We start from the raw sequence: 9,689 nt of genomic DNA on the forward strand, positions 1-9,689 counted from the left end.
GGCTGACGCAGCTGTCGCTAGGGGGCTATAGCGCTAGACTCATGAACGGCAACGGCAACGGCAACGGCAACGGCAACGGCAACGGCAACGGCAACGGCAACGGCAACGGCAACGGCAACGTGTAACGGGTAACAGGCAACAGCGGGCAGCATCACCATTCTGTGCGTTCGTCGGCGCGCCGACTCAAACATTAATCGTTGCTCTGTCACGCAACTGTATTGTTGACTATCCTGCGATCTGTCCCAGTACACTTCGCAACTGTTACGGTATTCTGCCTCGGCAGTGAGTCGCACAAGAATAACGATCCCGTCCGCGCTTCGAGAACACGCCATGACCAACCTGCTGCTGTACCAGCGTATTGCCCAGCAACTGGCCGATGACATCCGTCAGGGTGTCTACCAGCCGGGCGAACGGGTGCCGTCGGTGCGCAAGATGAGCGCCCAGCTCAATGTCAGCCACGCCACCGTGCTGCAGGCCTATGCCAATCTCGAGGACCAGGGCCTGATCCGCGCCCGACCGCAGTCGGGCTACTATGTCCACCAGACCCCGGCACTGACGGCGCAGACCCCGGATATCGCCCGGGTTGAACGCCCCGGCCTGGTCACCCGGGCCAGCATCATCCAGCAGGTACTGGTCGAGGCGCGGCGCGATGGCGTCTTTCCCTTCGGCGCGGCGGTGCCCCATGTCGACTACCTGCCCGTGCGTGCCCTGCACCAGCAACTGGCCAAGGTGACGCGCTTCCATAGCCCGCGTGCCTTCAGCTACATGTTCAGCCCCGGCTTCGAGCCGTTGCGTCGGCAGATTGCCATCCGCATGCGCGATGCCGGCGTGCTGGTCGATCCCCGCGAAGTGGTGGTGACCCATGGTTGTGTCGATGCCCTGCAGATGGCACTGCGGGTCCTGACCCGGCCGGGCGACCTGATCGCCGCCGAGTCGCCTACCTACTATGGGCTGCTGCAACTGGCCGACCTGCTCGGGCTCAAGGTCATCGAGATCCCCAGTGACCCCTCCACCGGCATCAGCCTGGAGGCCCTGCAGTTGGCCGCCAACCAGTGGTCGATCAAGGCCCTGGTGCTGACCGCGCGACTGAGTAATCCGCTGGGTGGCACCATTCCCGAGGAGCGACAGAAACAGTTGCTGCGTCTGGCCTCGGATTTCGACATCCAGATCGTCGAGGACGATATCTACGGCGAGCTGATGTTCGAGCAAGGGCGCACCAAGTCGCTCAAGGCGTTCGATCGGCTGGATCGGGTGATCTACTGCTCGAGCTTCTCCAAGACCTTGTCGCCGGGGGTGCGGGTTGGCTGGATGATTGCCGGGCGCTACCAGGACGAGATCCAGCGCCTGCAGACCTTCACCACCCACTCGGCGTGCAGCGTCACGCAGATGGCGGTGGCCGCCTACCTGGAGAATGGTGGCTACGATCGGCATTTGCGCTTCATCCGACAGGAATACCGCAAGAACCTCAGCGCTTACCAGCTGGCGGTGCAGCAGCACTTCCCGGAAGGCACGCAGATGACCCGGCCCACCGGTGGCTTCATTCTCTGGGTCAGCCTGCCGGGGCGGGTCAATACCCAGGAGCTGCATGTGCGGGCGCTGGAGCAGGGCATCAGCATCGCCCCCGGGCTGATCTTCAGCAATACCGAGCAGTTCAACCACTGTATCCGGCTCAATTGCGGCATTCCCTGGAATCGCGAGGCCGAGCGTGCGGTGATGACGCTGGGGCTGCTGGCCCAGCAATTGTGCCGGGAATCGAACGGCATGCTGTTGTAGGCTTGTCAGACGAGTCGGGAACAGGGAGCATACGCGTTTTACAGCTTGCGCTCCTGGTACCCATGAACCTGCTTCGTCCTCTCGCCATCGCCCTGTGTTTCGCCTTGCCCTGGCTGTCGGTCGGTGCGGTGCAGGCTGCCGAACCGGCGGCCAAGGCGCAGGGTGTATACAAGCCAGTGAACAAGGCGCCCACCAAGGCCCCTGCCAAACCGCAGGCCAAGCCGGTAACCAAGGCGAAGCCCAAACCCAAACCGAAGGCCAGGGCTGTCAGCAAGGCCGTCGCCAAGCCGCTGCCCCAGCCGAAGATCGACCTGAGCCTGCCCAAGGACATGGTCAAGCATCTCGAGCCGGATCTTGGCGACGGGCCGGTGGTGCGCAAGCCGCTGCTGCCCTCGATGTTCCCCACCAAGCCCGAATCCGACAGCAGCCCGTTCCAGCTCAACGGCCGGCTGATCAGCAACGAAATGCAGTTGCAGTTGCGCAACGACAGTCGGCGGGATGTGGAAGGCGCGGCCATCGAATTCGAATTCCGCAACTGACTGCCGGGTCACGGCTGATTTCATCTGTCCGGCAATTTCAAACATATGTTTGAGCGGTTAGTATCCAGGGACGTTCGTCCCGTTTTGCTCCTGGGAGTCCTGTTGTCATGAAATGCCGCGAGGGCTGTGGTGCCTGCTGCATCGCCCCGTCCATCAGTTCACCGATCCCCGGTATGCCGCAGGGCAAGCCGGCCGGCGAACGCTGCCTGCACCTGAATGTCGAAAACCTCTGTGCGCTGTTCGGCAAGCCCGAGCGGCCGCAGGTGTGTGGCGGCTTCAAGGCGGAAGCGGACATCTGTGGCAACGATCGTGACGAGGCCATCCGCATCATCGGGTGGCTGGAGCAGATGACGGCGGCGTGACAGGTTGGATCTTCGACAACAAGGAACAAGATGATGAGATCGATCAAAGGTATTGCACTGCTGTGTGGCATGGGCGTCCTGCTGGCACCGACGGCCTGGGCCGAGAACTGGCAGGTGGCCAAGGACGAGGAGGGGATCAAGGTTTCCCTCAGCGAAGTGGCCGGCTCGAAGTACAAGGCCTATCGCGGCGTGACCGTGATCAAGGCGCCGCTGGCCAAGGTCAAGGCGCTGCAGGAAGACGTGGCGGGGGCCTGTGCCTGGATCCACGAGTGCAAGTCGCAGAAGCTGCTCAAGAGCGAAGGTGACCAGAGCTGGACCTACACCCAGTTCAACACGCCCTGGCCGGTGACCCCGCGGGATTCGATCCTGCATGTGACTACGGTCCAGGAGGCTGATGGCAGCCTGACCCGCAAGCTCGAGGGGCAACCCAAGTACCTGCCTGAGGCCGATGGCTTCGTGCGTGTGGCCCAGGTGCAGGGTTACTGGAAGCTGGTGCCCAAGGGCGACAGCACCGAGGTGATCTACCAGGTGCACACCGAGCCGGGCGGTAGCGTGCCGGCGATGGTGGCCAACAAGTTTGTGGTTGATGCGCCGTTCAATACCCTTAAGGGGTTGAAAGAGCGCGCCGAGAAGAACTAAAAGCTGGCGTGTTCCCTGTGTAGGAGCGGCCTTGCCGGTCCGACGTCTCGGCAAGACCGCTCCTACAGGGGAAGGACATACGACCATGAAAAAAGCCCCCGGGCCTCACGGCCAGGGGGCTTTTGCTTGCCGCAATGGCAGGGCTTACATGTTCGGGTAGTTCGGCCCGCCGGCGCCTTCAGGGGTGACCCAGGTGATGTTCTGGGCCGGATCCTTGATGTCGCAGGTCTTGCAGTGCACGCAGTTCTGCGCGTTGATCTGGAAGCGCTTGTTGCCGTCTTCCTGGGTGACCACTTCGTACACGCCGGCCGGGCAGTAGCGCTGTGCCGGCTCGTCGTACAGTGGCAGGTTGCTGGCGATCGGGATGTTCGGATCGGTCAGCTTCAGGTGGCAGGGTTGTTCCTCTTCATGGTTGGTGCTGGAGAGGAATACCGAGCTGAGCTTGTCGAAGCTGAGCTTGCCGTCCGGTTTCGGGTAGTCGATCTTCTGCGAGTCGGCGGCGAGCTTGAGGCAGGCGTAGTCCGGCTTGGTGTCGTGCAGGGTGAACGGCAGCTTGCCGCCGAACCAGTTCTGGTCGATGTAGTTGAACGCGCCACCGAGCAACGGGCCGAACTTGTGCAGCGCCGGGCCGAAGTTGCGGCTGGCGAACAGCTCTTCATGCAGCCAGCTGGCCTTGAAGGCGCTGACATAGCCGTTGAGCTGGTCGCCGCCTTCGCTGCCGGCGATCAATGCGTCAGCCACCGCCTCGGCGGCGAGCATGCCGGATTTCATCGCGGTATGGCTGCCCTTGATCTTGGAGAAGTTCAGGGTGCCCAGGTCGCAACCGATCAGTGCGCCGCCATTGAAGACCATCTTCGGCAGCGAGTTCAGGCCGCCTTTGCAGATGGCGCGGGCGCCGTAGCTGATGCGCTTGCCGCCTTCGAGGTACTGGGCCATCACCGGGTGGTGCTTGAGGCGCTGGAACTCGTCGAACGGCGACAGGTAAGCGTTGGAGTAGGACAGGTCGACGATCAGGCCGACCACCACCTGGTTGTTTTCCAGGTGATAAAGGAAGGAGCCGCCGGTGTTCTCGGCGCTCACCACGTCCAGCGGCCAGCCGGCGGTGTGCACCACCAGGCCCTGCTCATGTTTGGCCGGGTCGATTTCCCAGATTTCCTTGAGACCGATGCCGTAGTGCTGGACGTCGGACTCGTTGTCCAGATCGAAGCGCTTGATCAGCTGCTTGCCGATATGGCCACGGCAGCCTTCGGCGAACAGGGTGTACTTGGCGCGCAGCTCCATGCCCGGGGTGTACAGGCCGTCCTTCGGATGGCCTTCGCGGTCGACACCGAGGTCGCCGGTGACGATGCCACGGACCACGCCGTTTTCATCGAACAACGCTTCCTGGGCGGCGAAGCCCGGGTAGATCTCGACGCCCAGGTTTTCGGCCTGCTGGGCCAGCCAGCGGCACAGGTTGCCCAGGGAGATGATGTAGTTGCCCTGGTTGTGCATGGTCTTGGGCACGAACAGGTCGGGGACCTTGGTCGAGCTGTCGGCACTTTTCAGCACATAGATGTCGTCGCGCTTCACTTCGGTGTTCAGCGGTGCGCCGAGGTCTTTCCAGTCGGGGAACAGTTCGTTCAGGGCACGGGGTTCGAACACCGCGCCGGAGAGGATGTGGGCGCCGACTTCGGAGCCTTTCTCGACCACGCAGACGCTGATCTCGCTACCGGCTTCGGCGGCCTTCTGCTTCAGGCGGCAGGCGGCGGACAGGCCCGCCGGGCCTGCGCCGACGATGACCACGTCGAATTCCATGTATTCGCGTTCCACAGGTTCTCTCCTACTCAAGGCTCATCGCGTTGCTTGTCTTTTATGGGTGTTCACGGTCACGTGCGGCGTGCAGAGGCTGTAGCTTCGCAGGTGATGGACTACACCGTTTTGTCTTGGCCGCGCATTATATCTACACCACTTGGCGGGTCCAATACAAACGTTTGTTTGAATTTGCCGGAGGCCCGTAGAATCGCAGGTAGGCGGCTGGAGGCTGGCCAATTTGCCGTATTGACCGGATTGGGTGTTACGGTCAAGATACGAGCGCTTTCGCGTTCGCCGTAGGCTGACCGTCGGGCGCAGGTGCACCCCTAAAGACCAGGTGTGGAGCAGGGTTTACGGGCCGAATCAGGTTTTGTAGTGGAGTCTACACGCCACGACAGGAAATGACCCGTGGGTTTTGCCCGCAAGGGTCGAAACAGGACTGATCGGTCAATTGAACTTTGTCGGCGTCGGAACGTTTTTAGAGGTGCCCTTGTACCCACGCGCATTCGCCGGGCAGTCCCCAGGCGATCTTCTTTTCACCGGAGAGTAACGAGGAATCCATGAAGGTTCTTGTAGCTGTCAAACGAGTGGTCGACTACAACGTCAAGGTTCGCGTCAAGGCGGATAACTCCGGCGTCGACCTTGCAAACGTCAAGATGTCCATGAACCCCTTCTGCGAAATCGCCGTGGAAGAAGCCGTCCGCCTGAAAGAGAAGGGCGTGGCAAGCGAAATCGTCGTCGTCTCCATCGGCCCGACCGCCGCCCAGGAGCAACTGCGTACCGCCCTGGCCCTGGGCGCCGACCGCGCCATCCTGGTCGAGGCCGCTGACGAACTGAACTCCCTGGCCGTGGCCAAGGCGCTGAAAGCCGTTGTCGACAAGGAGCAGCCGCAGCTGGTGATCCTCGGCAAACAGGCCATCGACAGCGACAACAACCAGACCGGCCAGATGCTCGCCGCGCTGACCGGCTTCGCCCAGGGTACCTTCGCCTCCAAGGTCGAAGTTGCCGGCGACAAGGTCAACGTCACCCGTGAAATCGATGGCGGCCTGCAGACCGTCGCGCTGAACCTGCCAGCCATCGTTACCACCGACCTGCGCCTGAACGAGCCGCGCTACGCGTCGCTGCCGAACATCATGAAGGCCAAGAAGAAGCCGCTGGAGACCATCACTCCAGACGCGCTGGGCGTGTCCATCGCCTCCACCAACAAGACCCTCAAGGTCGAAGCGCCTGCTGCCCGCAGCGCCGGTATCAAGGTCAAGTCGGTGGCCGAACTGGTCGAGAAGCTGAAGAACGAAGCGAAGGTAATCTAAATGACTATCCTGGTTGTCGCTGAACACGAGAACGGTGCCGTAGCCCCGGCCACCCTGAACACTGTCGCCGCTGCCGCCAAGATCGGTGGTGATATCCACGTGCTGGTCGCAGGCCAGAACGTCGGTGGCGTCGCCGAGTCCGCCGCCAAGATCGCTGGCGTAGCCAAGGTGCTGGTTGCCGATAACGCCGCCTATGCCCACGCCCTGCCGGAAAACGTCGCGCCGCTGCTGGTCGAGCTGGCCAAGGGTTACAGCCACGTGCTGGCTCCGGCCACCACCAATGGCAAGAACATCCTGCCGCGCGTTGCCGCGCTGCTGGACGTCGACCAGATCTCCGAGATCATCGCGGTCGAATCCGCCGACACCTTCAAGCGTCCTATCTACGCCGGTAACGCCATTGCCACCGTGCAATCGAGCGCTGCGGTCAAGGTCATCACCGTGCGTACCACCGGCTTCGACGCCGTGGCCGCCGAAGGTGGTTCGGCTGCTGTCGAAGCCGTCGCTGCCGCCCACGACGCCGGCAAGTCGGCCTTCGTTGGCGAAGAGCTGGCCAAGTCCGACCGTCCTGAACTGACCGCCGCCAAGATCGTCGTTTCCGGCGGCCGCGGCATGGGCAACGGTGACAACTTCAAGCACCTGTACGCCCTGGCCGACAAGCTCGGCGCCGCCGTCGGCGCCTCGCGCGCCGCGGTCGACGCAGGCTTCGTGCCGAACGACATGCAGGTCGGCCAGACCGGCAAGATCGTCGCGCCACAGCTGTATATCGCCGTTGGTATCTCCGGCGCGATCCAGCACCTGGCCGGCATGAAGGACTCGAAAGTGATCGTCGCGATCAACAAGGACGAAGAGGCGCCGATCTTCCAGGTCGCCGACTACGGCCTGGTCGCCGACCTGTTCGAAGCGGTTCCGGAGCTGGAAAAGCTGGTCTGATCCGCCTGCTTCACTTATAAAGAACCCGGCCCGCCCTTGGCGGTCCGGGTTTTTTCATGGTTTTTTCAGGGGCGGGGAGAGGTGCATGGCGTTTCGCTGGAGCAAGGGAGGGCTGGCCTGCGCGCTGGTGCTGTTGTCGACGCAGGCCTTGGCGCTGGGCAAGTGCGAGCGTCTGGTGGCTACCGGCAGCCCGGATGCGCCGCCGTACTCCTGGCAGGACCCGCAGGACCCGAAACACCTGATCGGCGCCAATGTCGACCTGCTGCGCCAGGTGGCGGCCGAGCTTGGGGTGAAGGTCGAGGTGCTGCACGCAGGCAAGCGCGAGCAGGCCCTGGAAGAGGTGCGCAGCGGGCGCATGGACCTGCTGCTCGACACGCCGATGCAGGTCACCCAGCTGACCAGCCTGGATTACATCCATCCGGCCCTGCAGCTCAACGAATACCTGGTCTGGACCCGCCACGACGCGACTCTGGTGTTCGATGGCCCGGCCGACCTCGCCCAGTATCAGGGTGCCCTTTCCGAAAAGGCCCGCCTGACCCCGGCTTTCGACGCCTTCGCCAAGACGCAGCTTAAGCTGGAGCCTGCGCAGAACCTGACGCAGGCCTTCCAGAAGCTGGTGCTCGGCCAGGTCGACTATGTATTGGCCGGGCGCTACTCGGGCATGGCCATGGCACAGAGCCTGGGCGTGGGCAGCGACCTCATCGCCCGGGGCTTGCCGGTGGACCGTCCGGGGCTGTACCTGGCGGTCTCGCACAACTCGGCGTGCAACGACAGCTGGTTGCGCGGACAACTGGCGAAAAAACTGACAGAATTGCCGATCTCCGGGGCGAGCGAAGCTGTGCTGCAGCGCAATGTCGAGCGTTGGAAGGCGCAGATGCAGGCGTCGCAGGGTGCCCCCAAACAGTAGGAAGCGTGAGTGAGAATCCAACCCTTGATGCTCGCCCTGGCCGTGCTTGGCCTGGCCGGCTGTGCCAACGACCCGGCACCCAATGAACAGCTGCGCCTGTCGGAACAGGCGCTGGAGCAGGCCAAGGCGGTCGGTGCCAATGAGCAGGTGCCGGAGTTCAAGCTGGCCGAAGACAAGCTGGTCCGGGCCAAGAGCAACATGCTCGGCGAAAGCCACCGCGATGCGCGCATGCGCGCCGAGCAGGCCGAGCTCGATGCCCGCCTGGCCGAGGCGCGGGTGCTGAACCAGAAGAGCGAGGAGCAGCTGCAGGCGATGCAGTCGCGGATCAAGCGCCTGCGCAAGCAACTGGAGGTGCAGCCATGAAGCGCCTCAAGCCCATGGCGGCCTTGGCCTTGCTGGCCCTGGTCGGTTTGCAGGGTTGCGCCAGCCAGCGCAGCGAGTCGGCGCTGGACGATGCCAGTGCCGCGTTCCAGAAGGTCAAGGACGATTCCGATGTGCTGCGCAGCGCTCCTCGCGATGTGATCCGCGCCGGCGAGTCGTTGGCCCGTGCGGAGCGTCTGGCAGGTTATGTCGGCACTGGCAGTGATGTCCGTCATTATGCCTACCTGAGCCAGCGCTACAGCGAGATTGCCAGCGAGCATGCCAAGCTGGCGTTGAACCAGGAGCGTCTGGCCAAGCTTGATCTGGAGCGCCAGCGCCTGCAGTTGGCGCTGCGCGAGGCCAAGTTGGCCAGCGTCCAGCAGCAGGGCAAGTTCGTCGAGGCGCAGATTGTCGCGCTGGCGTCGGAGCAGACCGATCGTGGCCTGGTGATGACCCTGGGTGACGTGCTGTTCGATACCGGCCAGGCCGACCTGAAGAATTCGGCCAGCCGTACTGTACTTAAGCTGGTGCAGTTCCTTCAGCTCAATCCACGGCGGGTGGTGCGGATCGAGGGTTACACCGATAGCACTGGCGCTGCGGAAGAGAACCTCAAGCTGTCCCGTGATCGCGCCCAGTCGGTCGCCGACATGCTGGTCGATCTGGGGGTAGACGAGAAGCGTATCCAGGTCGAGGGTTATGGCGACCAGTATCCGGTGGAGGCCAACGCCTCGGAGCGGGGCAGGGCGCAGAATCGTCGGGTCGAGATCGTCTTCTCCGATGACAAGGGCAAACTCGCGCCAGCGCGTTGAGTTCTGTTTTGATTTCGAGCAAGCCCGTTCCTACAAGAAGTTATACATAACTTGTAGAAGCGGGTTTGAGCGCGATAGGACTCAATCAGTCAATTCATTGCCAACCGGCTAACTACTACTTTGTTTCTCTTGATTTTGGTTGTTTGGTTGTGTTGAAAGTTTTATGCGCATTCATTTGTGATGTCGACGCTTAGTCACCTTTCCGCCCTTACGGCGGGTAACTTTTTGAAGGATCAAAAAGTCACCAAAAAATCCTCGCTCCATTCATC

General features: G+C 62.5%; 10 protein-coding genes. 9 read left to right on the plus strand and 1 reads right to left on the minus strand.

Annotated features, from left to right (window positions below; all coding sequences use genetic code 11):
- The first annotated feature begins 330 nt into the window (after positions 1–330).
- The 4 genes from HU735_RS26575 (at position 331) to HU735_RS26590 (ending at position 3,313) form a co-directional block, all read left to right on the plus strand.
- Positions 331–1,773: a PLP-dependent aminotransferase family protein gene (locus tag HU735_RS26575; RefSeq protein ID WP_186716450.1), complete on the plus strand. Its 1,443-nt coding sequence runs from the start codon at positions 331–333 to the stop codon at positions 1,771–1,773.
- Between the two features lie 62 nt (positions 1,774–1,835).
- A complete protein-coding gene (locus tag HU735_RS26580; protein WP_186716451.1) occupies positions 1,836–2,312 on the plus strand; it encodes a hypothetical protein in 477 nt (158 codons plus the stop codon).
- 107 nt (positions 2,313–2,419) lie between these two features.
- Positions 2,420–2,674, plus strand: coding sequence for a YkgJ family cysteine cluster protein (locus HU735_RS26585; protein ID WP_023628900.1), 255 nt, complete (start codon positions 2,420–2,422; stop codon positions 2,672–2,674).
- 33 nt (positions 2,675–2,707) lie between these two features.
- The gene (locus HU735_RS26590; RefSeq protein ID WP_186716452.1) at positions 2,708–3,313 is read left to right on the plus strand and encodes an START domain-containing protein; all 606 of its coding nucleotides are present in this window, start codon (positions 2,708–2,710) and stop codon (positions 3,311–3,313) included.
- Positions 3,314–3,457: 144 nt separating this feature from the next.
- Here HU735_RS26590 and HU735_RS26595 read toward each other — a convergent pair whose 3' ends face one another.
- The gene (locus HU735_RS26595; RefSeq protein ID WP_186716453.1) at positions 3,458–5,122 is read right to left on the minus strand and encodes a 4Fe-4S dicluster domain-containing protein; all 1,665 of its coding nucleotides are present in this window, start codon (positions 5,120–5,122) and stop codon (positions 3,458–3,460) included.
- 542 nt (positions 5,123–5,664) lie between these two features.
- Here HU735_RS26595 and HU735_RS26600 point away from each other — a divergent pair.
- The 5 genes from HU735_RS26600 to HU735_RS26620 all read left to right on the plus strand — a co-directional run bounded on the left by HU735_RS26600 (position 5,665) and on the right by HU735_RS26620 (position 9,420).
- Positions 5,665–6,414, plus strand: a complete 750-nt coding sequence (locus tag HU735_RS26600) for an electron transfer flavoprotein subunit beta/FixA family protein (protein ID WP_028692905.1) — start codon at positions 5,665–5,667, stop codon at positions 6,412–6,414.
- On the plus strand, positions 6,415–7,344 hold the full coding sequence (locus HU735_RS26605) for an FAD-binding protein (protein WP_028692906.1): 930 nt from the start codon (positions 6,415–6,417) through the stop codon (positions 7,342–7,344).
- Positions 7,345–7,429: 85 nt separating this feature from the next.
- Positions 7,430–8,251 (plus strand): transporter substrate-binding domain-containing protein, encoded by an 822-nt coding sequence (locus tag HU735_RS26610; RefSeq protein WP_186716454.1) that lies wholly within the window; start codon positions 7,430–7,432, stop codon positions 8,249–8,251.
- Between the two features lie 9 nt (positions 8,252–8,260).
- Positions 8,261–8,614: a DUF4398 domain-containing protein gene (locus HU735_RS26615; RefSeq protein ID WP_186716455.1), complete on the plus strand. Its 354-nt coding sequence runs from the start codon at positions 8,261–8,263 to the stop codon at positions 8,612–8,614.
- Positions 8,611–9,420: an OmpA family protein gene (locus HU735_RS26620; protein ID WP_028692909.1), complete on the plus strand. Its 810-nt coding sequence runs from the start codon at positions 8,611–8,613 to the stop codon at positions 9,418–9,420. The genes HU735_RS26615 and HU735_RS26620 overlap by 4 nt, the downstream gene beginning before the upstream one ends.
- Positions 9,421–9,689 lie beyond the last annotated feature (269 nt).

The organism is Pseudomonas sp. BW16M2 (assembly GCF_014268865.1).
Taxonomy (GTDB): Bacteria; Pseudomonadota; Gammaproteobacteria; order Pseudomonadales; family Pseudomonadaceae; genus Aquipseudomonas; species Aquipseudomonas peradeniyensis.

What these genes read in the sequence shown, in the direction of transcription:
- HU735_RS26575 (WP_186716450.1), top strand. Translation starts at nt 331, where the DNA reads ATGACCAACCTGCTGCTGTACCAGCGTATTGCCCAGCAACTGGCCGAT.
- HU735_RS26580 (WP_186716451.1), top strand. Translation starts at nt 1,836, where the DNA reads ATGAACCTGCTTCGTCCTCTCGCCATCGCCCTGTGTTTCGCCTTGCCC.
- HU735_RS26585 (WP_023628900.1), top strand. Translation starts at nt 2,420, where the DNA reads ATGAAATGCCGCGAGGGCTGTGGTGCCTGCTGCATCGCCCCGTCCATC.
- HU735_RS26590 (WP_186716452.1), top strand. Translation starts at nt 2,708, where the DNA reads ATGAGATCGATCAAAGGTATTGCACTGCTGTGTGGCATGGGCGTCCTG.
- HU735_RS26600 (WP_028692905.1), top strand. Translation starts at nt 5,665, where the DNA reads ATGAAGGTTCTTGTAGCTGTCAAACGAGTGGTCGACTACAACGTCAAG.
- HU735_RS26605 (WP_028692906.1), top strand. Translation starts at nt 6,415, where the DNA reads ATGACTATCCTGGTTGTCGCTGAACACGAGAACGGTGCCGTAGCCCCG.
- HU735_RS26610 (WP_186716454.1), top strand. Translation starts at nt 7,430, where the DNA reads ATGGCGTTTCGCTGGAGCAAGGGAGGGCTGGCCTGCGCGCTGGTGCTG.
- HU735_RS26620 (WP_028692909.1), top strand. Translation starts at nt 8,611, where the DNA reads ATGAAGCGCCTCAAGCCCATGGCGGCCTTGGCCTTGCTGGCCCTGGTC.